Source organism: Microbacterium alcoholitolerans (assembly GCF_050408615.1).
Lineage (GTDB): Bacteria > Actinomycetota > Actinomycetes > Actinomycetales > Microbacteriaceae > Microbacterium.
In genome coordinates this window covers 498419-521047 of sequence record NZ_JBNTKD010000001.1, presented here as the reverse complement: position 1 = coordinate 521047, position 22629 = coordinate 498419, and the positions used below count along the sequence as shown (strand labels likewise).

The 22629-nt window shown below is 69.0% G+C and carries 25 protein-coding genes, 2 tRNA genes and 1 pseudogene; 17 read left to right on the top strand and 11 right to left on the bottom strand.

The window, feature by feature from the left end:
* The first annotated feature begins 24 nt into the window (after window positions 1–24).
* The 6 genes from gatC to ACQUSX_RS02540 are packed head-to-tail and all read left to right on the top strand — an operon-like array spanning window position 25 to window position 5602.
* Window positions 25–324, top strand: a complete 300-nt coding sequence (gatC, locus tag ACQUSX_RS02565; RefSeq protein ID WP_428905399.1) for an Asp-tRNA(Asn)/Glu-tRNA(Gln) amidotransferase subunit GatC — start codon at window positions 25–27, stop codon at window positions 322–324.
* Window positions 321–1844, top strand: coding sequence for an Asp-tRNA(Asn)/Glu-tRNA(Gln) amidotransferase subunit GatA (gene gatA / locus ACQUSX_RS02560; protein ID WP_428905398.1), 1524 nt, complete (start codon window positions 321–323; stop codon window positions 1842–1844). Before gatC ends, gatA begins: the two co-directional genes overlap by 4 nt.
* Window positions 1844–3358, top strand: a complete 1515-nt coding sequence (gene gatB, locus ACQUSX_RS02555; protein WP_428905397.1) for an Asp-tRNA(Asn)/Glu-tRNA(Gln) amidotransferase subunit GatB — start codon at window positions 1844–1846, stop codon at window positions 3356–3358. Before gatA ends, gatB begins: the two co-directional genes overlap by 1 nt.
* Window positions 3359–3408: 50 nt before the next feature.
* Complete coding sequence (dinB, locus tag ACQUSX_RS02550; protein WP_428905396.1) at window positions 3409–4665, top strand: DNA polymerase IV; 1257 nt, start codon at window positions 3409–3411, stop codon at window positions 4663–4665.
* 51 nt (window positions 4666–4716) lie between these two features.
* The gene (locus tag ACQUSX_RS02545) at window positions 4717–5037 is read left to right on the top strand and encodes a hypothetical protein (protein WP_428905395.1); all 321 of its coding nucleotides are present in this window, start codon (window positions 4717–4719) and stop codon (window positions 5035–5037) included.
* Window positions 5021–5602 (top strand): nucleoside/nucleotide kinase family protein, encoded by a 582-nt coding sequence (locus ACQUSX_RS02540; RefSeq protein WP_428905394.1) that lies wholly within the window; start codon window positions 5021–5023, stop codon window positions 5600–5602. The genes ACQUSX_RS02545 and ACQUSX_RS02540 overlap by 17 nt, the downstream gene beginning before the upstream one ends.
* A gap of 23 nt (window positions 5603–5625) precedes the next feature.
* On the opposite strand, the gene ACQUSX_RS02535 is transcribed toward ACQUSX_RS02540, so the two are convergent.
* From ACQUSX_RS02535 to orn, 6 genes and pseudogenes are all read right to left on the bottom strand, one after another.
* On the bottom strand, window positions 5626–6120 hold the full coding sequence (locus tag ACQUSX_RS02535) for a DUF2017 family protein (RefSeq protein WP_428905393.1): 495 nt from the start codon (window positions 6118–6120) through the stop codon (window positions 5626–5628).
* Window positions 6117–6407 (bottom strand): ATP-dependent Clp protease adapter ClpS, encoded by a 291-nt coding sequence (gene clpS / locus ACQUSX_RS02530; RefSeq protein ID WP_428905392.1) that lies wholly within the window; start codon window positions 6405–6407, stop codon window positions 6117–6119. The genes ACQUSX_RS02535 and clpS overlap by 4 nt, the downstream gene beginning before the upstream one ends.
* On the bottom strand, window positions 6404–6742 hold the full coding sequence (locus ACQUSX_RS02525; RefSeq protein ID WP_428907574.1) for a metallopeptidase family protein: 339 nt from the start codon (window positions 6740–6742) through the stop codon (window positions 6404–6406). The genes clpS and ACQUSX_RS02525 overlap by 4 nt, the downstream gene beginning before the upstream one ends.
* Window positions 6743–6862: 120 nt before the next feature.
* Window positions 6863–7261, bottom strand: a pseudogene (locus ACQUSX_RS02520) (GNAT family N-acetyltransferase); the annotation flags it as partial.
* Between the two features lie 67 nt (window positions 7262–7328).
* A tRNA-His gene (locus tag ACQUSX_RS02515) sits at window positions 7329–7404 on the bottom strand.
* A 36-nt stretch (window positions 7405–7440) separates the two neighbouring features.
* Entirely contained in the window at window positions 7441–8067 is a 627-nt protein-coding gene (orn, locus tag ACQUSX_RS02510) for an oligoribonuclease (RefSeq protein ID WP_428905391.1), read from the bottom strand.
* Window positions 8068–8113: 46 nt separating this feature from the next.
* Between orn and ACQUSX_RS02505 the strand changes: the two genes are divergently transcribed.
* A tRNA-Arg gene (locus ACQUSX_RS02505) sits at window positions 8114–8188 on the top strand.
* Between the two features lie 5 nt (window positions 8189–8193).
* Here ACQUSX_RS02505 and ACQUSX_RS02500 read toward each other — a convergent pair.
* Entirely contained in the window at window positions 8194–8457 is a 264-nt protein-coding gene (locus ACQUSX_RS02500; RefSeq protein WP_428905390.1) for a hypothetical protein, read from the bottom strand.
* 68 nt (window positions 8458–8525) lie between these two features.
* On the opposite strand from ACQUSX_RS02500, the gene ACQUSX_RS02495 reads away from it, so the two are divergent.
* The gene (locus ACQUSX_RS02495; protein WP_428905389.1) at window positions 8526–9434 is read left to right on the top strand and encodes an alpha/beta fold hydrolase; all 909 of its coding nucleotides are present in this window, start codon (window positions 8526–8528) and stop codon (window positions 9432–9434) included.
* On the opposite strand, the gene ACQUSX_RS02490 is transcribed toward ACQUSX_RS02495, so the two are convergent.
* The gene (locus ACQUSX_RS02490) at window positions 9406–9879 is read right to left on the bottom strand and encodes an Lrp/AsnC family transcriptional regulator (protein WP_428905388.1); all 474 of its coding nucleotides are present in this window, start codon (window positions 9877–9879) and stop codon (window positions 9406–9408) included. The genes ACQUSX_RS02495 and ACQUSX_RS02490 overlap by 29 nt on opposite strands.
* Before the next feature lie 169 nt (window positions 9880–10048).
* Between ACQUSX_RS02490 and pdhA the strand changes: the two genes are divergently transcribed.
* Genes pdhA through ACQUSX_RS02475 form a run of 3 tightly spaced genes read left to right on the top strand, consistent with a single transcriptional unit; the run spans window position 10049 to window position 13591 of the window.
* Window positions 10049–11161 carry a pyruvate dehydrogenase (acetyl-transferring) E1 component subunit alpha gene (gene pdhA, locus ACQUSX_RS02485; protein ID WP_428905387.1) on the top strand — a complete coding sequence of 371 codons (1113 nt, stop codon included), beginning with the start codon at window positions 10049–10051 and terminating at the stop codon, window positions 11159–11161.
* Window position 11162: 1 nt separating this feature from the next.
* Window positions 11163–12191, top strand: a complete 1029-nt coding sequence (locus ACQUSX_RS02480; protein ID WP_428905386.1) for an alpha-ketoacid dehydrogenase subunit beta — start codon at window positions 11163–11165, stop codon at window positions 12189–12191.
* Window positions 12188–13591: a dihydrolipoamide acetyltransferase family protein gene (locus ACQUSX_RS02475; protein WP_428905385.1), complete on the top strand. Its 1404-nt coding sequence runs from the start codon at window positions 12188–12190 to the stop codon at window positions 13589–13591. Before ACQUSX_RS02480 ends, ACQUSX_RS02475 begins: the two co-directional genes overlap by 4 nt.
* Window positions 13592–13619: 28 nt before the next feature.
* On the opposite strand, the gene ACQUSX_RS02470 is transcribed toward ACQUSX_RS02475, so the two are convergent.
* The gene (locus tag ACQUSX_RS02470) at window positions 13620–14213 is read right to left on the bottom strand and encodes a TetR/AcrR family transcriptional regulator (RefSeq protein ID WP_428905384.1); all 594 of its coding nucleotides are present in this window, start codon (window positions 14211–14213) and stop codon (window positions 13620–13622) included.
* Between the two features lie 99 nt (window positions 14214–14312).
* Between ACQUSX_RS02470 and ACQUSX_RS02465 the strand changes: the two genes are divergently transcribed.
* The 5 genes from ACQUSX_RS02465 to ACQUSX_RS02445 are packed head-to-tail and all read left to right on the top strand — an operon-like array spanning window position 14313 to window position 20256.
* Window positions 14313–15866, top strand: a complete 1554-nt coding sequence (locus tag ACQUSX_RS02465; RefSeq protein ID WP_428905383.1) for a carboxyl transferase domain-containing protein — start codon at window positions 14313–14315, stop codon at window positions 15864–15866.
* Window positions 15867–15871: 5 nt separating this feature from the next.
* The gene (locus ACQUSX_RS02460; protein ID WP_428905382.1) at window positions 15872–17782 is read left to right on the top strand and encodes an acetyl/propionyl/methylcrotonyl-CoA carboxylase subunit alpha; all 1911 of its coding nucleotides are present in this window, start codon (window positions 15872–15874) and stop codon (window positions 17780–17782) included.
* On the top strand, window positions 17779–18966 hold the full coding sequence (locus ACQUSX_RS02455; protein WP_428905381.1) for an acyl-CoA dehydrogenase family protein: 1188 nt from the start codon (window positions 17779–17781) through the stop codon (window positions 18964–18966). Before ACQUSX_RS02460 ends, ACQUSX_RS02455 begins: the two co-directional genes overlap by 4 nt.
* A gap of 9 nt (window positions 18967–18975) precedes the next feature.
* Window positions 18976–19452 carry a MaoC family dehydratase gene (locus tag ACQUSX_RS02450; RefSeq protein WP_428905380.1) on the top strand — a complete coding sequence of 159 codons (477 nt, stop codon included), beginning with the start codon at window positions 18976–18978 and terminating at the stop codon, window positions 19450–19452.
* Window positions 19453–20256 carry an HpcH/HpaI aldolase/citrate lyase family protein gene (locus ACQUSX_RS02445; protein WP_428905379.1) on the top strand — a complete coding sequence of 268 codons (804 nt, stop codon included), beginning with the start codon at window positions 19453–19455 and terminating at the stop codon, window positions 20254–20256.
* A 44-nt stretch (window positions 20257–20300) separates the two neighbouring features.
* Here ACQUSX_RS02445 and ACQUSX_RS02440 read toward each other — a convergent pair whose 3' ends face one another.
* Window positions 20301–20885 carry a histidine phosphatase family protein gene (locus ACQUSX_RS02440; protein WP_428905378.1) on the bottom strand — a complete coding sequence of 195 codons (585 nt, stop codon included), beginning with the start codon at window positions 20883–20885 and terminating at the stop codon, window positions 20301–20303.
* Window positions 20886–20909: 24 nt separating this feature from the next.
* Window positions 20910–21758, bottom strand: a complete 849-nt coding sequence (locus tag ACQUSX_RS02435; protein WP_428905377.1) for a Sir2 family NAD-dependent protein deacetylase — start codon at window positions 21756–21758, stop codon at window positions 20910–20912.
* 49 nt (window positions 21759–21807) lie between these two features.
* Between ACQUSX_RS02435 and ACQUSX_RS02430 the strand changes: the two genes are divergently transcribed.
* Window positions 21808–22608 carry a TrmH family RNA methyltransferase gene (locus ACQUSX_RS02430; RefSeq protein WP_428905376.1) on the top strand — a complete coding sequence of 267 codons (801 nt, stop codon included), beginning with the start codon at window positions 21808–21810 and terminating at the stop codon, window positions 22606–22608.
* Window positions 22609–22629 lie beyond the last annotated feature (21 nt).

Genomic DNA, 22629 nt, shown 5'->3' with positions numbered 1-22629 from the left:
CCTGCGCTCTCGTAGACTGTTGTGGTGTCTGAAATCACCCCCGATCTCGTACGCCATCTCGGCGTGCTCGCGCGCATCAAGCTCACCGACGACGAGGTGACGCAGCTGACTGGTCAGCTCGACGTCATCGTCGACAACATCGCGAAGGTGTCTGAGGTGGCGACCGCGGACGTCGCTGCCACCAGCCATCCCATTCCGCTGAGCAACGTCTTCCGTCCTGACGAGGTCGGCGAGACGCTGACGCTCGAGCAGACGCTGCAGAACGCCCCGGATGCCGCCGACGGGCGCTTCCGCGTGACCGCGATCCTGGGAGAAGAGCAGTGAGCGACATCATCCGGCTCAGCGCCGCCGAGCTCGGCGCGAAGCTCGCCTCGGGCGAGCTCTCGAGCGTCGAGGCGACCCAGGCGCACCTCGACCGCATCGCCGCCGTCGACGGCGATGTGCATGCCTTCCTGCATGTGAACGAGCACGCTCTGGCCGCTGCCGCCGACGTCGACGCCCGCCGCGCCGCCGGTGAGCAGCTCGGCCCGATCGCAGGGGTGCCGCTGGCCATCAAGGACGTGCTGGTCACGACCGATCAGCCCTCGACCAGCGGATCCAAGATCCTCGAGGGCTACATGTCCCCGTTCGACGCGACCGTCGTCGCCCGCTCGCGTGCGGCCGGTCTCGTCCCGCTCGGCAAGACCAACATGGACGAGTTCGCGATGGGCTCGTCGACCGAGCACTCCGCGTACGGCCCGACCCGCAACCCGTGGGACCTGGACCGCATCCCCGGTGGCTCCGGCGGAGGCTCGGCCGCGGCAGTGGCGGCCTTCGAGGCGCCGCTGGCGCTCGGCTCGGACACCGGAGGGTCGATCCGTCAGCCCGCGCACGTCACGGGCACCGTCGGCGTCAAGCCGACCTACGGCGGCGTCAGCCGCTATGGGGCGATCGCGCTGGCATCCAGCCTCGACCAGGTCGGACCCGTCACTCGCACTGTGCTGGACTCGGGTCTGCTGCACGACGTCATCGCCGGACACGACCCGAAGGACTCGACCTCGCTCGACGAGCAGTGGCCGTCCTTCGCCGCCGCGGCGCGCGAGGGCGCGAGCGGTCAGGTGCTCAAGGGCCTCAAGGTCGGCGTCATCAAGGAGCTGCCCGACTCCGGCTTCCAGCCGGGCGTCGCTGCGTCCTTCCGCGATTCGCTGGCGCTGATGGAGGCGCAGGGCGCCGAGATCGTGGAGATCTCCGCTCCGCACTTCGAGTACGGCGTCGCCGCGTACTACCTGATCCTTCCGGCCGAGGCATCCAGCAACCTGGCGAAGTTCGATTCGGTGCGCTTCGGCCTGCGCGTCACTCCGGACGGAAATCCGACCGTCGAGGACGTCATGTCGGCCACGCGCGAGGCGGGCTTCGGCCCCGAGGTGAAGCGACGCATCATCCTCGGCACCTATGCGCTCTCGGCCGGCTACTACGACGCCTACTACGGCAGCGCGCAGAAGGTGCGCACGCTCATCCAGCAGGACTTCGACGCCGCGTTCGCGCAGGTCGACGTCATCGCCACTCCGGCCGCGCCGACCACGGCGTTCAAGATCGGCGAGAAGATCGACGACCCGCTGCAGATGTACCTGAACGACCTGACGACGATCCCGGCGAACCTCGCCGGCGTTCCCGGCATCTCGATCCCTTCCGGGCTCGCCGTCGAGGACGGCCTCCCCGTCGGCATCCAGTTCCTCGCCCCGGCGCGGCAGGATGCACGTCTGTACCAGGTCGGAGCCGCGCTCGAAGCGGCGCTGCTGGATTCATGGGGCGTGCCCCTACTCGCGAAGGCACCCGCCCTTCAGGCACAGGGAGGAACCCGCTGATGGCCGCCGTCAAGCTCATGGATTACGACAAGGCCCTCGAGCTGTTCGAGCCCGTGCTCGGCTTCGAGGTGCATGTCGAGCTCAACACCCGCACGAAGATGTTCTCCGACGCTCCGAACCCCGCGAACGAGGAGTTCCACGGTGCGGAGCCGAACACGCTCATCGCCCCGGTCGATCTCGGTCTTCCCGGCTCGCTGCCAGTCGCGAACGAGACGGCGATCCGCTCTTCGATCAGCCTGGGCCTCGCTCTGGGATGCTCGATCGCCGAGTCGAGCCGGTTCGCACGCAAGAACTACTTCTATCCGGACCTCGGCAAGAACTACCAGATCTCGCAGTACGACGAGCCGATCGCCTTCGAGGGCTCGGTCGAGGTCGAGCTCGAGGACGGCACCCTGGTGACGATCCCCATCGAGCGCGCGCATATGGAGGAGGACGCCGGCAAGCTGACCCACATGGGCGGTGCCACCGGACGCATCCAGGGCGCGGAGTACTCGCTCGTGGACTACAACCGCGCCGGCGTGCCGCTGGTCGAGATCGTCACGAAGGTGATCTTCGGTGCCGAGCACCGCGCTCCCGAGATCGCCAAGGCGTACGTCGCGGCGATCCGCGACATCGTCCGCGGCCTCGGCATCTCGGAAGCGCGTCTCGAGCGCGGCAACCTGCGCTGCGACGCGAACGTCTCGCTGCGGCCGCGCGGTCAGGAGAAGCTGGGCACCCGCACCGAGACGAAGAACGTCAACTCGATGCGCTCCGTCGAGCGCGCGGTGAAGTACGAGATCCAGCGTCAGGCGCAGATCCTCGCCGACGGCGGCACGATCATCCAGGAGACCAGGCACTGGCATGAGGACACCGGCACGACGTCGCCCGGGCGACCGAAGTCGGATGCTGATGACTACCGCTACTTCCCGGAGCCCGATCTGCTGCCTGTGCAGCCGGCGCGCGAGCTGGTGGAGGAGCTGCGTGCCGCGCTTCCCGAACAGCCGATCGCCCGCCGCCGTCGCCTGAAGGCCGACTGGGGCTTCACCGATCTGGAGTTCCAGGACGTGCGCAACGGCGGCCTGCTCGACGAGGTGGAGGCGACCATCGCCGCCGGAGCCTCGCCCGCTGCCTCGCGCAAGTGGTGGACTGGTGAGATCAGCCGCGTCGCCAACGCGCAGGAGCGGGAGGCCGCGACGCTCGTGACGCCGGGCGACGTCGCTGCGCTGCAGTCGCTGGTGGACGCGGGCACTCTCACCGACAAGCTCGCACGTCAGGTTCTCGAGGGCGTCATCGCCGGCGAGGGAAGCCCGCAGCAGGTCGTGGATGCCCGCGGTCTCGCGGTGGTCTCGGACGACGGTGCGCTGATCGCCGCGATCGACGAGGCACTCGCAGCTCAGCCGGACGTCATGGCGAAGATCAAGGACGGCAAGGTGCAGGCAGCCGGTGCCGTCATCGGCGCCGTCATGAAGGCGATGAAGGGCCAGGCCGATGCCGCGCGCGTGCGCGAGCTGATCCTCGAGCGCGCCGCACAGTAGTCGCTCCTGCCGAGGCCGCCGATGTCGGCGGCCTCGGCGAGAATGGAATCATGGGACGCGGTGACGGATCGGGGCGCCTCGTGTCGGCGGAGGGCGCTGACGACAGCGGCACCGGCATTCTGCACGTCGACATGGATGCCTTCTATGCCGCCGTCGAAGTGCTGCACGACCCGTCGCTGCGCGGTCTGCCGCTGATCATCGGCGCCCCCGACGGACGCTCGGTGGTCTCGAGCGCTTCTTACGAGGCGCGGCGCTTCGGCGTGCGCAGCGCGATGCCCGTCTCGCAGGCCCTGCGCCTGTGCCCGACCGCCCGCGTCGTGCCACCGGATTTCAGCCGGTACCGCGACGTGTCAGCCGCCGTGATGCGCATCTTCGAGAGCGTCACGCCGCTCGTTGAGCCGCTGTCCATCGATGAGGCCTTCCTCGACGTCCGAGGTGTCAGGCGGCTGTGGGGCAGTCCGGGTGAGATCGCCGCGCTGATCAGGCGCCGGGTGCACGACGAGGTCGGGATCACGTGCAGCGTGGGAGTCGCAGCGACGAAGCACATCGCGAAGATGGCATCCACCATCTCCAAACCCGACGGGATGCTGATCATCCCGGCCGCACGGACCCAGGAGTTTCTCGATCCGCGCCCGGTCGGCGCCATGTGGGGTGTCGGTCCCAAGGCTGCCGAGGCACTTGAGCGACGGGGCATCCGCACCATCCGCGACGTGCGGCTGTCGCCGCCGGAAGCCCTGGAGCGCGCGCTCGGACCCGCCCTCGGCAAGCGCGTCCAGGAGCTCGCAGTGGGCCGCGACCCACGCTCAGTCGAGACCGAGCGCGTCGAGAAGAGCGTCGGTCATGAAGAGACGTTCGACCGCGACATCGGTGACCGCGACCTGCTGCGCTCCGAGCTGCTGCGCCTCGCCGACCGCGTCGGCGTGCGCCTGCGGGCGTCGGGTTGGCACGCAGGGGTCGTCGCGATCAAGATCCGATTCGCGGACTTCAGCACGGTCAGTCGCTCGGTCTCGCTGACCGAGCCGACGGACGTCGGACAGCGGATCGGCGAGACGGCGGTCGGGCTGTTCGGGCAGATCGAGCGACGCGACCCGGTGCGACTCGTCGGCGTGCGCGCAGAGAAGCTGCGCGACGCGGGAACCAGCGCGATGACGCTGTGGGATGACGATGAGGATCAGCGCCGACTGGAAGGCATGCTCGACGACGCGCGGGCGAAGTTCGGCGTGGGAATGGTGACCCGCGCCCGTCACGTCGGACGCGGGGAGGGCCGCGGCGCTCCCGGCCAGCCGAGTCCCTTCAGCAAGGACTGAGAATCGTCGCCGCGGGGGTGCAAGTGCTGCTGATTCGGCTAGCGTTGAGCCATGCCGAACATTGCACTGGAACTGGGTAAGCAGTCCGCGTCATTCGGGGTCAAGAGCGCCTACGGCGAGACGGTCGACGTCGACGGCGTGAGCGTCACGCCTGTCGCACTCGCCATCACGGGCTTCGGGGGCGGCGAGATGGACGGCCAGGGCGACGGCGGCGGCGGCGGAGGAGTCGCCGTGCCGCTCGGAGTATATGTACGCCGTGAGGAAGGGCTGCGGTTCGAGCCGAACCTGATCGTTCTGCTCACCGTCGCGGTGCCATTCGTATGGGTCGCCGGCCGCGCGCTCAGCCGTGTGATTCGTGCCCTCAAGAAGTAGCGATCCGTTCGACGCCGAGCTGACCGAGGCCACAGCGCGAATCTGCGAGGCCGTGGTGAGCGTCGCCGCGTCCAATCCGGTCGTGCTGATCGACGGACGCAGCGGTGCGGGCAAGAGCAGCCTCTCCGCCCGCGTCGCCCGTGCGTGGCCGCTGCACGCGCCGGTGCAGCTGCTGGCGCTGGATTCCATCTATCCGGGCTGGGACGGCCTGGAGCGCGGCGCGCAGCTCGCCCGCGAGCAGGTGCTGCACCCGCACGGCCGCGGCATCGTCGGCATCTGGCGCCGTTGGGACTGGGCGCGCGGTGAAGAGGCCGAGGCGCATGCGGTGGATCCGGCGCTCGGACTGATCGTAGAGGGCTGCGGGGTGATCACTCCGGCATCCGCCCGCCTCGCCGACGTGACCGTCTGGGTCGACGGACCGCGCGCTTCACGTCACCGCCGCGCACTCGAGCGCGACGGCGACACGTTCCGCGCCCACTGGGATATGTGGGCGGCGCAGGAAGACGCACACATCGAGCATCACGACCCGCAGGGGCTCGCTGCCATCACAGTCACGACCCCTTAGGGCGCGATCAGGGGCAGCACGCGTCAGAGGCCGTCGTGCTGATCCGCCAGGTTCACGAGCTGATCGAGGCGATAGCCGAGCCAGTCATAGACATAGAAGCGCGCGTCCTGCGGGTCGTGCGCGTCCTCCCTGTCTATCCCGAGGCGCGAGGCGACGACGAGTCGCATCGCCGAGAACGTCCGCAGCCACGCATCTGTGTCATCCCTGGGGATCTCCAGCGCGTGCATCTCCACCGCGGCCTGCGTCGACGGATCCACATCGTCGCGATCGAACGGCTCGAGGGCGGTGCGCACGTCAAGCGCGTCAGCGACGCGACGATCGAGCAGGTCGCCGCGGGTCGAGGCGCGGAACTCCTCGGCGGCGGCATCGTCCTGCGGGTAGGCGTTCGGCGCCAGTCGGTCGATTCCGGCATCCGGATCGTCTCTGCCGCTCATCAGCAGCTCGATGAACTCGTCGACGAGACGCAGCAGGTTCTGCCCCTCGACCATTGCCAGCGTGATGTGCCCGCTGTCGGTCACGGCGTGGCCTTTCGCACGGTCGCCCACAACCCGAAGTCGTGCATCGCCGTCGCGTGGACCTCCATGGTCTCGCGCGGTCCCGTTGCGACGACGGCATGACCTTCATGATGCACGGCGAGCATGAGCGCGGTCGCACGCTCTTCCGGATACCCGAAATAGGTGCGGAAGACGCGGGCGACGTAGCTCATCAGATTCACCGGATCGTCCCAGACGACCAGCTGCCAGGGCACGATCGGCGCCGCCGAGAGCTGCTCGTCGGCCACGGGAGCGGATGCCGGGGTGCTCATGCCCACCCCAGTTCATGCAGCTGCTCATCGTCGATGCCGTAGAAATGCGCGATCTCGTGCACGAGCGTCGTATGGATCTCGGCGCGCAGCGCCGCCTCGTTCCCGCAGGCGGCGAGATGCGCGTGTCGGTAGACGATGATCCGATCGGGCAGCTCTCCCATGCCGTACTGACCTCGTTCGGTGAGCGCGAAGCCCTCGTACAGGCCGAACAGGTCGTCGCCGTTCTCCGGCTGGTCTTCGACGACGAACACCACGTTGTCGAGCCCTTCGACCATGTCATCCGGCAGTTTGTCGAGCTCCTCGATCACCAGCGCCTCGAATGCTTCACCATCCATGTCGAGCCCGCTGGCGAGCGGGATCTGCATGTGCACACGGTGGCCGATGGACGCCAGATCGACGCGCTCCTCCGCAGCGCGCAGCGCGCGATGGAAGTCGCTGTCCGGCTCCGGAGACTCCTCGAACCCGAGAGCGGCGTAGAACGGCGCATTCCACGGGATCTCGGCGAAGGTCCGCAGGGTCATGATCGTCGCGCCACGGTGCGCCGCTTCATCGAGAGCAGCGTCGACAAGAGCGGTTCCGTGGCCCTGCCTCGCATGCGTCGGCAGCACGGAGAGCTGCTCGAGGTGCGCTTCGCCGTCGTGTTCGATCACCTGCACGAAGCCGACCGCTGGCCCGTTCTCGTCATCGGTCGCCACCAGGATGAAGCCCGGATGCTGCACGCGCTCCGCAGCGGACGGGGGAGTGCCCCAGCTTCTGCCCTGGAGCACGGTCTCGAAAGCCGTGTCGGCGGCGGCTTCGATGGCGGCGAGCGACTCCAGATCAGAGTCCGTCGCGGGGCGCACATGCGAAGCCATGACTCGATGCTATCGATTCCGGAAATGCTCGAGGCCCGGGAACAGATGTTCCCGGGCCTCGAATCACTGGGGTGAGTAACGGGGCTTGAACCCGCGACCCCCGCGACCACAACGCGGTGCTCTACCAGCTGAGCTATACCCACCATGCGCCTGACGGAGCAGGCAACTCCACGAGTCTATTACATGTTCGAGGTGAACGACGACACGGTGCGGGTCGCCACATCCTTCGCCTCGTCGGAAGACGGACCCGGCGCCGGGACGAACACCGCTTCACGGTAGTAGCGCAGCTCTCGGATGGACTCGAGGATGTCGGCGAGAGCCCGGTGCCCGCCGTTCTTCACGGGCGCCTGGAAGAACACTCGCGGGTACCACCGACGCGACAGCTCCTTGACGCTGGAGACGTCGACGTTGCGGTAGTGCAGGTGCTGATCGACCTGCTGCATGTACTTGGCGAGGAACATCCGGTCGGTGCCGATGGTGTTTCCGGCCAGCGGTGCCTTGCGCTCGAGCGGCACGAAGCGCTTGATGTAGTCCAGCGTCTGCTGCTCAGCCTCAGCGAGCGGCACACCGTGAGGAATCTCGTCGATCAGTCCCGATGTGCGGTGCATGTTCGTCACGAACTCGCTCATGTTCGCGAGTGCCGCATCGCTCGGTTTGATCACCACGTGGAAGCCCTCGTCGAGCGGTTGAAGCTCGAAGTCGGTGACGACGACCGCGATCTCGCACAGCTCATCGATTGCGAGATCGAGCCCCGTCATCTCGCAATCGATCCAGACGAGTCGGTCGTTCTCTGACGCAGAAACCATTCCTTGATCCTATCGGCGGGCTCGGACACGGTAATCTGGAGGTTCCGCCTCCTTAGCTCAGAGGAAGAGCATCGGCTTTCTAATCCGTTGGTCGCAGGTTCGATTCCTGCAGGGGGCACCACAGACTCAGGACCTCAGTGCGGCCACGGCGTCGTCGGCTTCCCAGAACTCTCCGACGAGACGGAAGGAGCCGGATGCCAGGTGCAGCCGTTCTGCGCGGTAGCGGATGCCCAGCGGGTCGGCGACGACGCGCAGGTGACCACGGATGGTGCCGCGGCCGTCGATCACACGCCACAGGTGCTCACCGGCGCGTTCGAGGTGCTCTGCCCGCGACCGAAGCCGAGGGGTGTCCCACCGCAGTTCGGGGAGGATGTCAGAGTGCGTTCGCATGGCTTCTCCTTCCGTTGCTTCGAACATACGGACGAGCACCGACATTCGGGTCGCGTAGACTCGTGCGCATGCCCGTCGCCTCCCCGTATGCCGCCCGACTCGCTGAGATCCCGGTGCAGCGGCACGAGGCGCAGGTCCTTGGATCGACGACCGCCTACTGGGTGTACGGTCCCGCATCCGAGGTTCCAGAGGTGCCGACGATCGTCGCCGTGCACGGCTTCCGCGGGGAGCACCACGGACTCGAGTCGATCATCGCCTACCTACCCGGCGTTCGGGTGATCTCGCCCGACCTGCCCGGCTTCGGTGAGACTCCGCCGGTACGTGGGCGAGAGCACGACCTCGGGCTCTACGCCGGCTGGCTGGCGGAGTTCGCCCGCACGGTCGCGCCGGGCGCGGTCGTCCTCGGCCACTCGTTCGGCTCGATCGTGGCGTCCGCAGCGGTGGCGAGTGGGCTGCAGACGCCGCAGCTGATCCTGATCAACCCGATCGGAGCGCCGGCACTCGAAGGCCCGAAGGGCCTGCTGACCCGCCTCGCGGTGATGTACTACGCGCTGGGCGCTCGCCTTCCCGAGTCGATCGGCACGGCCCTGCTGCGCAGCCCGCTGATCGTGCGCGTCGCGAGCATCGCGATGGCGACGACATCCGATCCCGTGCTGCGCCGGTTCATCCACGATCAGCACGACACGTACTTCTCACGCTTCGCGGACCGCGACGTGCTGCACGACGCGTTCGTCACGAGCGTCTCGCACGACGTGCGCGCGTTCGCCCCCGTCATCCACGTGCCCACACTGCTGGTCGCCGCACAGCGCGACCAGATCACTCCGATCGAGGCCGAGCGTGCGCTTGCCGCCATGTTCCCGTGCGCGGAAGTGGCCGAGATCGCCGATGTCGGCCACCTCATCCACTACGAGGCCCCGGCGGAGGCCGCAGGCGCGATCCGGCGCTTCCTCAGGCTTCCCGTCGCGCCAGTCCGATAAGACCTGCGACGCGGAACGGGATGACCTCGCCCATGGCGAGGGAGGTCTCGGTGCGCTCCACGCCTTCGATCGACAGGATGCGGGCATCCGTGTCGAACAGGTGGCGCGCGTCACGGCACGCGACGCGCGCCAGGAGGTCGATCGAACCGCTCAGCCCGTGCGCCTGCACGATCTCGGGCACGCGCGACAGCTCGGCGATGATGCGGGGCAGCTCCGTCTGACGCAGGCCGATGCTGATGAACGCCTGCAGCGGGAAGCCGAGCACCTCGGTCGAGAACGACCGCTCGTAGGACTCGAAGACGCCGGTCTGCTCCAGCCGGGCCATCCGCGCCTGGATGGTGTTGCGCGACAGGCGCAGCCGTTCGGCGAGCGCGACGACGGTCGTGCGGGGATCCTCCGAGAGGGCTGTGAGCAGTTCGAGATCGACGCGATCCAGGGTGGGCATAGTGCCACACGGTAGCAGCACCCGCGGGGTGGATACTGCGCAACATGCTCAACGCACGCAGACATGCTTGAGCGAGGTGTCACACCGACGTAGCCTTCAGGTGAGCCCGACTGAGCTGTCGGGACAGCCGTGCAGGCCCCACGAAGGCCACCACGTCAGGAGGACGCCGATGTCACCGCACAACACACCGATCGTCGACACCGAGCACGATCTCGAACTCACTGAGCGCGTCATCGCGCCGGATGGATCCCGCATCGCGAATCCGCAGCTGGACCGGTACATCCAGGACGTCGATTTCCGGATGCTGCGCGATCTCCATCGCGACATGGTCGTGGTTCGCCGCATCGACTCGGAGGGCGTCGCGCTCCAACGTCAGGGCCAGCTGGGTCTGTGGGCGCCGTGCAACGGCCAGGAGGCCGCCCAGGTCGGCACCGGGCGCGCCCTCGCCGCCCGCGACTTCGTCTTCCCCAGCTACCGTGAGACCGGCGTGATGTACACCCGTGGCGCTGCCCCCGGCGACTACGCGCGCATGTGGCGTGGCGAGGAGGGTGCCGCCTACGACCCCGCCGAGCTGCGCATCGCGCCTCTGCAGATCATCATCGGTGCGCAGTCGCTGCACGCCGTCGGCTACGGCATCGGCATTCAGCACGATGGCGCCGACGAGGTCGCCGTGGCCTACTTCGGCGACGGCGCGACCAGCCAGGGCGACGTCAACGAGGCGATGATCTTCGCCTCCTCGTACCGTGCGCCGGTCGTCTTTGTCTGCCAGAACAACCACTGGGCGATCTCAGAGCCCGTCGGGCTGCAGTCGCAGTATCCGCTCGCCGGCCGCGCTCCCGGCTTCGGCATCCCGAGCATGCGCGTCGACGGCAACGACGTGCTCGCGTGCCTCGCGGCGATGCGGTGGGCGCTCGACCATGCCCGCTCCGGGAAGGGGCCCGCGTACCTCGAGGCCGTCACCTACCGGATGGGGCCGCACACGACGGCCGACGACCCCAAGCGCTACCGCGAGGAGACCGAGCTGGCGAAGTGGCGCGAACGCGACCCGATCGCCCGGCTGGAGGCGTACCTGCGTGCTGCGGGGGAGCTTTCGCAGGAGCACCTCGACGCCGTGCAGGCCGAGGCGGACGTCGCCGCCCGCGAGATGCGCGCAGCCTGCATCGGCATGGTCACCCGCCCCGCGATCGAGGTGTTCGACGGCGTCTACGCCGAGCCGCACTCCGGTCTCGACCGTCAGCGCGGCGAGTACGCCGCATACCTCGCATCCTTCGAGGAGGCGTGAGATGGTGCAGATGACGATGGGCAAGGCCCTCAACGCCGGCCTTCGACAGGCGATGCGCGACGACGACAAGGTCGTGCTGCTGGGCGAGGACATCGGAAAGCTCGGCGGGGTGTTCCGCATCACCGACGGGCTGATCGACGAGTTCGGCGCGAAGCGCGTGATGGACACCCCGCTGGCGGAGTCGGGGATCGTCGGCACTGCCGTCGGCCTCGCGTTCCGCGGATACCGCCCAGTGGTCGAGATCCAGTTCGACGGCTTCATCTACCCGGCGTTCGACCAGATCGTCTCGCAGGTGGCGAAGCTGCACTACCGCACCCAGGGCCGGGTGAAGATGCCGATCACGATCCGCGTGCCGTGGGCGGGCGGCATCGGCGCGGCCGAGCACCACTCCGAGTCCAATGAGGCGTACTTCGTGCACACCGCGGGCTTGCGGGTGATCGCGGTCTCCGATCCGCAGGACGCGTACCGCTGCCTGCAGCAGGCGATCGCCAGCGACGACCCGGTGCTGTTCTTCGAGCCCAAGCGGCTCTACCACCACAAGGGCGAGGTCGATCTCGAGGCACCACTGGCGGATGCGCCTCCGATGGGACTGGCGCGCGTCGTGCGCAAGGGATCGGATGCCACGATCATCACCTATGGGGCGATGGTCAGCACGGCGCTGGACGCCGCTGCCGCGGCGGAGGACGAGGGCATGTCGCTGGAGGTCATCGACCTGCGCTCGCTGTCGCCGGTCGACTACGACACGGTTGCTGCTGCCGTGCGGCGGACCGGTCGGGTCGTCGTGGCGCACGAGGGCTCGCGTGAGGCGGGCGTCGGTGCGGAGATCATCGCCAGCATCACCGAGTTCTGCTTCGAGTATCTCGAGGCCGCGCCGGTGCGCGTCACGGGACACGACATCCCGTACCCGCCGGCGAAGCTGGAGAAGTTCCACCTGCCGGACCTGGACCGGATCCTGGATGCCGTCGATCGGGTGATGGACCGCCCCAACAGCCTGACCGGCTCCGTCGACGCACAGGAGGCAGACCGATGAACGCCGAGTTCCGACTTCCCGATCTCGGTGAGGGACTCACCGAGGCCGAGGTGCTGCAGTGGCTGGTCAAGCCCGGCGACACAGTGACACTGAATCAGACGCTGGCCGAGGTCGAGACTGCCAAGGCGGTCGTGGAGCTCCCCTCTCCATACGAGGGAACCGTCACGTCGCTGCATGCGGACGCGGGTGAGACGATCGCCGTCGGTGCGCCGCTGATCGCCTTCGACATCGCCGGCGCGGAGCCGGAGGCGCCGAGCACGCAGAAATCAGACCAGGAAGAGGCGGGGGAGAAGGCCCAGCCGAATCTGGTGGGCTATGGCGCAGCACCCGCGGCCGGCGGGCGTCCGGCCCGCAGGGCTCGCAGAAGCGGCACCGCCTCGACGGTGGCCGCAGGCGCGGAGGCCGCGGTGATCGAAGCCGCGCCGCACGATGCGCTGCCGCCGGCGGCCGCCGAGCCGGCCGTCGGGGAGCGACCGCGATCCACGCCACCGGTGCGGGCCCATGCGAAGCGCCTCGGCGTGGATCTCGTGCTCGTCGCCGCGGAGGTCGGCGACCGCGTCATCACCCGCGCCGACGTGGACTCGTACGCCGAGCGCGTGGGGGCGAGCGCACCGCCCACGGAGGCGCCTGCCGAGACCGCATCTGCGGAGCCCGCACCTGCCGCGCCCTCTTCCGCAGCGCCCCTCGCGCCCGCGGGCGACCGCGCGCAGACCCGGATTCCGATCAAGGGCGTGCGCAAGCACACGGCGCAGGCGATGGTGCAGAGCGCCTTCACCGCACCCCACGTCACGACCTTCCACACCGTGGACGTCACCGCGACGATGGAGCTCATCGAGCAGCTGCGTGCTGACAGGTCGCTGGCCGATCATCGGATCGGACCGCTCGTGCTCATCGCGAAGGCCGTCTGCCTCGCACTGGGACGCAACCCCTCGCTGAACGCGACGTGGGACGAGCCCGCCGGAGAGATCGTCGAGAACCACTACGTGGACCTCGGAATCGCCGCCGCCACGGAGCGCGGCCTGATCGTGCCGATCATCCGGGACGCCGAGCGACTGTCGCTGACCGGAATGGCCGATGCGCTCACTCAGCTCACGCAGACGGCCCGCTCGGGCAGGACCAGCCCCGCCGAGCTCGCCGGCGGCACCTTCTCGATCACGAACATCGGTGTCTTCGGCATCGATGCGGGAACGCCGATCCTGCCGCCTGGACAGTCCGGCATCCTCGCCGTCGGCGCTGTGCGCCGGCAGCCATGGGAGCACCGCGGCGAGATCGCCCTGCGTCAGATGATGACGCTGAGCGTCTCGTTCGATCACCGTCTGGTGGACGGAGCGGAGGGCGCTCGGTTCCTGAAGGACGTCGCCGATCTGCTCGAGCAGCCGGGCCGCGCGATGCTCTTCTGAGGTGGAATCGTCGGCGCCGCGGTGATGCTCAAGCGTCCGCGAGCAGCGCCGACAGGGCCATGCACGAGAGCGTGTTCGCGGTGTGGGCCCGCCGGCGCAGTGCCTTGCTGGTGCTGTGCGGTGTGGAATTGAGCAGGCCGAAGCAGGCCTGCACCCGCAGTCGCAGCTCATCGCGGTCGGCATCGATCAAGGCGCTGAGACTGTCGATCCACAGTTCGATGTACGCGCGCTGCAGCCGGCGGACCTCGGCACGGGCATCTTCCGTGAGGTGCGGGAGATCCCGATCCTGCACGCGGATCACGGCTGCGTTGCCGAGTGCGAAGTCGACGTGGAAGTCGACGAGTGCTCGCATCCGATCGTGCGCTGTCGCATCCGCCGCGCCGACCTCGGCGCCACCGGCGACCAATCGCTCGCTGACACCGATGAGCAGTGCGGCCAGGAGTGCCTGCTTGCCGGCGAAATGCCGGTAGACCGCTGGTCCCGACACGCCGACCGCCGCGCCGATGTCCTCCAGGCTCACGCCGGAGTATCCGCGTCCGGCGAAGAGATCGGCCGCAGCGGCCAGGAGCGCGTCGGTGCGTTCGGCCTTGGCTCGGTCGCGAGCCGTGACGGGCGTTGTCATTTCGGTTAATCCTCGCTAACCTGAATTGTCGGGTTAGTGAACACTAACCAATCTGACGCGATATTTCAGCAATAAGACGTGAGTCAAGGAGGACCCACGATGTCGGTCACCCAGCAGACGCTCGCCGGCGAACTGCGCGACCGCCTCGCCGAGGCGGCACTCGGCGGGCCCGAGCGCTCGCGCGAACGTCATGTGGCGCGCGGCAAGATGCTGCCCCGCGACCGCGTCGCGCGCCTGCTCGACGAGAACAGCCCGTTCATCGAGGTGGCGCCGCTGGCTGCGCACGGGCTGTATGACGGACAGGCGCCCGGTGCCGGCGTGATCGCGGGCATCGGCCTCGTGCACGGCCGCCATGTCATGGTCGTCTGCAACGACCCGACCGTCAAAGGCGGCACGTACTTCCCGCTCACGGTGAAGAAGCACCTGCGCGCGCAGGAGATCGCTCTCGAGAACCGCCTGCCCTGCCTGTATCTGGTCGACTCCGGCGGGGCGTTCCTGCCGAAGCAGGACGAGGTCTTCCCCGACCGCGATCACTTCGGCCGCATCTTCTTCAACCAGGCCCGCATGTCGGCCGAGGGCATCCCGCAGCTGGCCGCGGTGCTCGGCTCGTGCACGGCCGGCGGAGCATACGTGCCGGCCATGAGCGACGAGACGGTGATCGTCCGCGGTCAGGGCACCATCTTCCTCGGCGGACCGCCCCTGGTGAAGGCTGCTATCGGAGAGGTCGTCACCGCGGAAGAGCTCGGCGGGGGAGAGCTGCACGCCCGACGCTCCGGCGTCGTCGACCACCTCGCAGAGGACGACGAACACGCGCTGGAGATCCTGCGGGACATCGTCGCGACGCTTCCGCAGCCAGGGGCGCCGGCCTGGCAGGTCGTGCCGAGCACACCCGCCCGCGAGACCGGCAGCATGTACGACGTCGTCCCGGTCGACGTGAACGCCGCCTATGACGTGCATGACGTGATCGATCGCCTGGTCGACGCCGACAGCTTCCGCGAGTTCAAACGCGAGTACGGCACGACGCTCGTCACCGGGTTCGCCGTCCTGCACGGGCATCCGATCGGCATCGTCGCGAACAACGGCGTCCTCTTCAGCGAATCCGCACTCAAAGGCGCGCACTTCATCGAGCTGTGCGATCAGCGCGGCATCCCGCTGCTGTTCCTGCAGAACATCACCGGCTTCATGGTCGGAACGGATGCTGAAGCCGGCGGCATCGCGAAGGACGGCGCCAAGATGGTCACCGCGGTCGCCACCACGCGCGTGCCCAAGCTCACGGTCATCATCGGCGGCTCGTTCGGCGCGGGCAACTACTCGATGTGCGGCCGCGCCTACTCGCCGCGCTTCCTGTGGAGCTGGCCCGCCAGCCGCATCTCGGTGATGGGCGGCGCGCAGGCGGCATCCGTGCTGGCGACCGTCAAAGAGGACCAGCTCACCGCCGCCGGCGCGAGCTGGTCCGCCGAGGATCGCGCAGAGTTCGAAGCGCCGATCCGCAGCCAGTACGAGGCGCAGGGCGAGCCCTACTACGCCACCGCACGACTGTGGGACGACGGCATCGTGGATCCCGACCAGACCCGCGACCTGCTCGGCCTCGCGCTCGACGTCGTCGCCCGCACGCCCGTGCCCGAACCGCGCTTCGGCCTCTTCCGGATGTGACGCCCATGAAATTCGACACAGTGAACATCGACACCGTGCTCGTCGCCAACCGCGGCGAGATCGCCCGCCGCATCATCCGCACCCTGCGCGAGCTCGGCATCCGCAGCGTCGCGGTGTACAGCGACGCCGACGCGCTCGCACCGCATGTCCGCGAGGCAGATGACTCCGTGCGCATCGGCCCGCCCGCCGCCACCGAGTCATACCTGAACGTGGATGCGATCATGGCCGCCGCGCAGCAGACCGGCGCGCAGGCGATCCATCCTGGCTACGGCTTCCTCTCCGAGAGCGTAGCCCTCGCGACGGCGTGCACCGCCGCAGGGGTGATCTTCATCGGACCCGACGTGCGAGCGCTGGAGATCATGGGCGACAAGGCCCGCGCACGCGACCACGTGGCCCGGCACGGAGTCCCGGTCGTTCCCGGCTTCGATGCCGCTGGGCTGGATGACGCGCAGATCCGCGAGCGGGCGGATGGAATCGGCTACCCGCTGCTCGTCAAGCCGAGTGCGGGCGGTGGCGGCAAGGGAATGGAGGTCGTCCGCTCCGGCGAGGAGCTGGCCTCCGCCCTCGCCACGGCGCGCCGCGTCGCGACCGCCGCCTTCGGCGACGACTCGATGGTGCTCGAGCGGCTGGTGCAGCGCCCGCGCCACATCGAGGTGCAGGTGTTCGGCGACGCTCACGGCAACGTGATCGCCCTCGGCGAGCGGGAATGCACGCTGCAGCGCCGCCACCAGAAGGTCATCGAGGAGGCGCCGGCCGCGAACCTTCCGGATGCCGTCAGACAACGCCTGCTGGACGCGGCCGTCGCCGCGGCGCGCAGTGTGGAGTACATCGGCGCGGGCACCGTGGAGTTCCTCGTCGAGGCGGATGCCGTCGACGACATCTTCTTCATCGAGATGAACACGCGCCTTCAAGTGGAACATCCGGTGACCGAGATGGTCACCGGACTCGACCTGGTCGCCCTGCAGCTGCACGTCGCCGCCGGTGGCACCCTCGAGCAGCCGCCGGTCGTCCGCGGGCACGCCATCGAGGCGCGCGTATACGCCGAGTCGCCGGAGCGGGGTTTCCTGCCCTCGACCGGACGTGTACTGCTCTTCGAGGCGCCTGAGGGTGCGCGGGTGGACGCCGCCGTCGAGACAGGCTCGGAGGTGAGCGGGTTCTACGACCCGATGATCGCGAAGGTGATCGCCCACGGTCCTGACCGCGCGAGCGCGCTGCGACGGCTGGATGCCGCGCTGGCGCGCACCGTCGTGCTGGGCGTGGAGACGAACATCGCGTTCCTGCGCGCGCTGTGCCGGCATGAGCGCGTCGTCTCGGGCGACCTCGACACCGCGCTGATCGAGACCATGCTTCCGCTGGCGCCCGCGGAGCCGACCGACCGGATGCTGGCATCCGCCGCCGCGGTGCAGGCGCGGGTCGCCGCCGTCGGGAGTTCCGCGGGCCCGATCTGGCAGAGCTTGAGCGGCTGGCGCCTGGGAGCCGCGGCATCCGTCGCCGACGCCGAATTCCTCACTGACGACGACCGCCTCGTCACCGCATCGGCTGAGGCAGCCCCGGGCGCAGCCGCGCTGCGAGACGCGGATGGCGCCGTCTGGGTGTCCGAACAGGGGATCACGATGCGTTTGCGTCCGCTGACACGGCGGGCGCGCCTGCACCGCGCGCTTGCCGAGCGGATGCCGGATTCCGGCCTCAGAGAACCGGAAGGTCGGGCGCCGATGCCCGGCAGCATCGTCGCTGTGCACGTCGCCGAGGGCGACTCGGTGCGCGCCGGCGATCCGCTCGTCTCGATCGAGGCGATGAAGATGGAGCACCCGGTGCTCGCGCCGCACGACGGCATCGTGCATCTGATGGTCGCCCTGGGCGACCAGGTGCGGCGCGACCAGGCGGTCGCCCGCGTCAGCGAACAGGAGACAGCATGACCGATGACCTCCGCTACGTCGATCTCGACGAGGACCAGCGAGAACTCGCCGCGATGGTGCGCGACTTCGCCGAACAGGTGGTCGCTCCACAGGCCTACGAGGCCGACCGCACGCACACGCTGAACCTCGACGTCGTTCGCCAGATGGGCGAGATGGGCCTGTTCGGCCTGCCGTTCTCGGAGGAGTACGGCGGGCAGGGCGGTGACTACCTGGCGCTCGGCCTCGCCATCGAGGGCCTTGCGCGCGCCGACCAGTCGATCGCGATCACGCTCGAAGCCGGCGTCAGCCTCGGCGCGATGCCGATCTACCGCTTCGGCAGCGAGGAGCAGAAGCGCGAGTACCTGCCGGCGCTGCTCGAAGGCACCGCGCTGGCGGGCTTCGGGCTCACCGAGCCAGAGGCCGGCAGCGACGCCGGAGCCACCCGCACGACCGCACGCCTCGACGGCGACGAGTGGGTGATCAACGGCACGAAGCAGTTCATCACCAACTCCGGCACCGACATCACCCGCTTCGTGACGGTGACCGCCGTCACCGGCACCCTTCGACAGGCTCAGGGACCGAGTGGGGAGAGGAAGGAGATCTCGACGATCATCGTGCCGAACGGCACTGCGGGCTTCACCGTCGAGCCCGCGTACGACAAGGTCGGCTGGAACGCCTCCGACACGCACCCGCTCACGCTGCAGGACGTGCGGGTTCCCGCCGAGAACCTGCTCGGCGAGCGCGGGCAAGGCTTCCGCAACTTCCTCAGCATTCTCGACGAGGGCCGGATCGCCATCGCCGCCCTCGCCACCGGCGCCGCAGAGGGATGCCTGGAGGCCGCCGTCGACTATGCGCAGAAGCGCATCGTCTTCGGCGCTCCGCTGAGCACCCGGCAGAACGCGCAGTTCACGCTGGCACGCATGCGCGCCCGGGTGCACACCGCACGACTCGCCTGGCACCACGCGGCACGCCTGCGCGATGCCGGACGTCCCTTCGCCGAGGCAGCGGCGATCGCCAAGCTCGTCTCGGGCGATGCGGCGATGGACAACGCCCGCGATGCGACGCAGATCTTCGGCGGCAACGGGTTCATGAACGAGTATCCCGTCGCGCGGCACTACCGCGACTCGAAGATCCTCGAGATCGGCGAGGGCACCACCGAGGTGCAGCTGCTGGTCATCGCCCGCGCACTGGGGCTGGCCGGGTAGGTTGACGCCATGACCGATATCGTCCAGCGCGGCCTCTACTACGAGGAGTTCGAGGTCGGCGCCCGCTACCTGCACCGCCCCGGCCGCACCGCCACCGAGGCCGACAACGTGCTGTTCACCACGCTCACGATGAACGGGCAGGCGCTGCACCTGGATGCAGCCTTCGCAGAGGCGCAGCAGCCGTTCGGTCAGCGGCTGATGAACTCGATGTGGACCCTGTCGACGATGGTCGGTGCCTCGGTCGGCCAGCTGACCCAGGGCACTCTGGTCGCGCAGCTCGGGCTCGGCGACATCTCGTTCCCGCATCCGCTGTTTCACGGCGACACCCTGTACACCGAGAGCGTCATCGTCGACAAGCGGCTCTCCTCGTCGCGGCCCGGTCAGGGCATCTGCACGATCGAGCACACCGGTCGGAACCAGGACGGCACCGTCGTCGCGAAGGCGACTCGCACGGCCTTGGTGCACTGCATGCCGGAAGGGGCATAGATGTCGTTTGCACTCGGACCCGCCCTGCTGTTCTGCCCGGCCGACCGGCCTGATCGCTTCGCCGGCGCGCTGCGGAAGGCTGATGTCGTGATCCTCGACCTCGAAGATGCCGTGCTGCCTGCAGCCAAGGCGCAGGCGAGGGAGAACATCATCGCGGCCGATGTCGATCCCGAGCGTGTCATCGTCCGCGTGAACGCACCCGACAGCGTCGAGTTCACCAAAGACCTCGCTGCGGTCGCACAGACCCCGTTCCGCACAGTGATGGTCGCCAAGAGCGAGGACGCGACCGCTTTCGATGCCTTCGAGGACGACTACCGTGTCATCGCGCTGTGCGAGACGGCGAAGGGCGTCCAGCAGTCGGCGGCGATCGCCGCGCACCCGCGGACCGTCGCTCTGATGTGGGGTGCGGAGGATCTGGTCGCCTCGCTGGGTGGCATGTCGAGCCGTTTTCCGGACGGCAGCTACCGGGATGTCGCGCGCATGGCGCGGGCGAGGGTGCTGCTCGCAGCGGGCGCCAGCGGCAAGGCGGCGATCGACGCGGTGCACCTCGACATCGAAGACCTGGAGGGTCTCGGTGCGGAGGCGGCCGATGCCGTGGCATCCGGATTCACCGCAACCGCCTGCATCCACCCGCGACAGGTCGAAGTCATCCGCGACGCCTACCGTCCCGATCCCGAGGCCGTGCAATGGGCGCGCGCCGTTCTCGTCGCGGCGGAGGGGGAGCGCGGCGTATTCCGCTTCGAGGGGCGGATGGTCGACGAGCCCGTGCTGCGGCACGCGCGCGCCATCGTCTCGCGCGGCTGACTCCTCGGCAGCGGCCGCGCCCGGTGCCCGGGCGGGCGCGATGCTCAGACTCCGATGGACTCCAGCAGCCGCAGACTGCCGGGCTCTGCGACGAACCGGTGCACGGATCCGTTCCTGATCACGTCGCCCTCGCGCGGCAGCGTCCCGCCGGAGACGTGCGTCAGCAGCGCCCGGATCACACCGCCGTGGCTGACCACGATGATCGACTCCGCGCGAGGCGCGGACCGACGACGTGACGCACGCGCGATGCGCGCGAGCGAGTCCAGTGCTCGCTCGCCGACCTGCTCGAGCGTCTCGGCACCAGGAGGAACGGTCTGCCAGTCGCTCCACTGCTGCAGGTACTCCTCGACGAGCATCCCCTCGCCGTCGCCGAACTCCCTCTCGCGCAGACCGCGGGTGAGCACAGGATCCGCGAGCCCCAGCTCGTCCGCGATGATGCGGGCGGTCTCCTGAGCGCGCACGAGAGGGCTGGCGTAGACCGCGTCGTAGCCGACCCCGGCCAGCACGGCGGCCGCGGCTCTGGCATCCGATCGTCCGGTGTCGTTCAGCGGGATGTCGGTGCTGCCCTGGATGCGTCGGTCGAGATTCCAATCGGTCTGGCCATGGCGCACGAGAGTCAGAAGGGTCACACTCTCACCCTAGGCGAGTCCGGCTCACAGAGCGCCGAGACGGGACGCCAGCGCCTGGAGGACGGGTGTGGTGCCCGCCGAGATGACCTGATCGGCCCACACGTCGGCGCGGGTGGGCTCGTGGTTGACGATGATCAGGGTCATGTCGCGTCGCCGGGCGCGCTCGATGACCCGGATGCCCGAGTTGACCGCCAGCGACGTGCCGGCCACCAGCAGGGCGTCGGAGCCGTGCACCAGCGACTCCGAGAGCCTGAACCGGGCGGGCGGGACGAACTCGCCGAAGTAGACGACCTCCGGCTTGAGCATTCCGCCGCAGACCGTGCACGGCGGAATCACGAAGCCCTCGGACGTCTCGGGGGTGACGTCGCCGTCCGGGTTGAGCGTGATGTTCTCGGGCACCGTTACCCACGGGTTCAGCCGATCTATCTGCTCGGAGATCGCCCGCCGATCGAACACCTGGCCGCAGTCCAGGCAGCGCACCCGGTGCATCGTGCCGTGCAGCTCGACGACGCGGCCGCTGCCGGCGCGCAGGTGCAGGCCGTCGACGTTCTGCGTGACCACGCCGGTGACGTCGCCGTGCTGCTCGAGCGCGGCCAGGGCACGATGCCCGCCGTTCGGGTCGGGTGAGGTGAAGGTGCGGTAGCCGAGGTGTCCGCCCAGCCAGTACCGGCGGCGTGCGGCCTCGTCGCCGAGGTAGGTCTGGATGGTCATCGGGTTCACCCGCGCGGGCGCTCCCGCGCCGCGGTAGGCCGGAATGCCGGAATCCGTCGAGATGCCCGCACCGGTCAGCACCGCGGTGCGGCGGCCCCGAAGCAGATCGGCGGCGCGGTCGATGGCGTCCGAGTCAGCGGTGGAGAGTTCGATCGACGGCACGAGAGCAGTCTAGGCCTGGCGTGCGCGCGCGGCGGGGGAGGATGGAGTCATGCAGCTGCTGCCCGTGAGCGACGCCGGAGACCGCGTGCTCGATGACTACCGCTCGCTGACGGATGCCGCGCTGCGGCGGGTGCGCGAGCCCGAGGGCGGCCTGTACATCGCCGAGTCCGCGAAGGTGATCGAACGGGCGCTGGAAGCGGGACACCTGCCGCGGTCCGTGCTCACCCAGGAGAAGTGGGTGGATGCCGTCGCCGCGCTCACCGCCGGGCACGACATCCCGGTGTACGTCGTCTCGGACGAGGTCGCCGAGAAGGTCACCGGGTTCGCGGTTCATCGCGGGGTGATGGCGGCGATGCAGCGCCCGACGCTTCCCGCCCTGGCAGAAGTGGTCGCCGACGCGCGTCTGGTGCTCGTGCTCGAGGACATCGCCGACCCGACGAACATCGGAGCCGCTTTCCGTGCCGCGGCGGGTCTCGGCGCCGACGCGGTGCTGGTCAGCCCGCGCTGCGGCGATCCGTTGTACCGCCGCAGCGTCCGGGTGAGCATGGGCACGGTCTTCCAGGTGCCGTGGACGAGGATCGGCGAGTGGCCGGATGCGGCGGCGGAGCTGCATGCGCACGGCTTCGAGACCGTGGCCCTGGCGCTGCGCGATGACGCGGTGCCCCTGGACGTCTACGCGGCCGACCGGCCCTCACGGGTCGCGCTGGTGATGGGCACCGAGGGCGAAGGCCTCTCGGCCGGCGCGCTTGATGCCGCCGACCGGATCGTCACGATCCCGATGACAGGTGGCGTGGATTCGCTCAACGTGGCATCCGCCGCCGCCGTCGCGCTGTGGGCGATGAGCCACTGACCTGTCGGTCTCGCGCTGAGT

What these genes read in the sequence shown, in the direction of transcription:
- gatB (WP_428905397.1), top strand. Translation starts at nt 1,844, where the DNA reads ATGGCCGCCGTCAAGCTCATGGATTACGACAAGGCCCTCGAGCTGTTC.
- dinB (WP_428905396.1), top strand. Translation starts at nt 3,409, where the DNA reads ATGGGACGCGGTGACGGATCGGGGCGCCTCGTGTCGGCGGAGGGCGCT.
- ACQUSX_RS02545 (WP_428905395.1), top strand. Translation starts at nt 4,717, where the DNA reads ATGCCGAACATTGCACTGGAACTGGGTAAGCAGTCCGCGTCATTCGGG.
- clpS (WP_428905392.1), bottom strand. Translation starts at nt 6,407, where the DNA reads ATGAGCACCCCGGCATCCGCTCCCGTGGCCGACGAGCAGCTCTCGGCG.
- ACQUSX_RS02525 (WP_428907574.1), bottom strand. Translation starts at nt 6,742, where the DNA reads ATGGATGGTGAAGCATTCGAGGCGCTGGTGATCGAGGAGCTCGACAAA.
- orn (WP_428905391.1), bottom strand. Translation starts at nt 8,067, where the DNA reads ATGGTTTCTGCGTCAGAGAACGACCGACTCGTCTGGATCGATTGCGAG.
- ACQUSX_RS02500 (WP_428905390.1), bottom strand. Translation starts at nt 8,457, where the DNA reads ATGCGAACGCACTCTGACATCCTCCCCGAACTGCGGTGGGACACCCCT.
- ACQUSX_RS02495 (WP_428905389.1), top strand. Translation starts at nt 8,526, where the DNA reads ATGCCCGTCGCCTCCCCGTATGCCGCCCGACTCGCTGAGATCCCGGTG.
- ACQUSX_RS02490 (WP_428905388.1), bottom strand. Translation starts at nt 9,879, where the DNA reads ATGCCCACCCTGGATCGCGTCGATCTCGAACTGCTCACAGCCCTCTCG.
- pdhA (WP_428905387.1), top strand. Translation starts at nt 10,049, where the DNA reads ATGTCACCGCACAACACACCGATCGTCGACACCGAGCACGATCTCGAA.
- ACQUSX_RS02480 (WP_428905386.1), top strand. Translation starts at nt 11,163, where the DNA reads ATGGTGCAGATGACGATGGGCAAGGCCCTCAACGCCGGCCTTCGACAG.
- ACQUSX_RS02475 (WP_428905385.1), top strand. Translation starts at nt 12,188, where the DNA reads ATGAACGCCGAGTTCCGACTTCCCGATCTCGGTGAGGGACTCACCGAG.
- ACQUSX_RS02470 (WP_428905384.1), bottom strand. Translation starts at nt 14,213, where the DNA reads ATGACAACGCCCGTCACGGCTCGCGACCGAGCCAAGGCCGAACGCACC.
- ACQUSX_RS02465 (WP_428905383.1), top strand. Translation starts at nt 14,313, where the DNA reads ATGTCGGTCACCCAGCAGACGCTCGCCGGCGAACTGCGCGACCGCCTC.
- ACQUSX_RS02460 (WP_428905382.1), top strand. Translation starts at nt 15,872, where the DNA reads ATGAAATTCGACACAGTGAACATCGACACCGTGCTCGTCGCCAACCGC.
- ACQUSX_RS02455 (WP_428905381.1), top strand. Translation starts at nt 17,779, where the DNA reads ATGACCGATGACCTCCGCTACGTCGATCTCGACGAGGACCAGCGAGAA.
- ACQUSX_RS02450 (WP_428905380.1), top strand. Translation starts at nt 18,976, where the DNA reads ATGACCGATATCGTCCAGCGCGGCCTCTACTACGAGGAGTTCGAGGTC.
- ACQUSX_RS02445 (WP_428905379.1), top strand. Translation starts at nt 19,453, where the DNA reads ATGTCGTTTGCACTCGGACCCGCCCTGCTGTTCTGCCCGGCCGACCGG.
- ACQUSX_RS02430 (WP_428905376.1), top strand. Translation starts at nt 21,808, where the DNA reads ATGCAGCTGCTGCCCGTGAGCGACGCCGGAGACCGCGTGCTCGATGAC.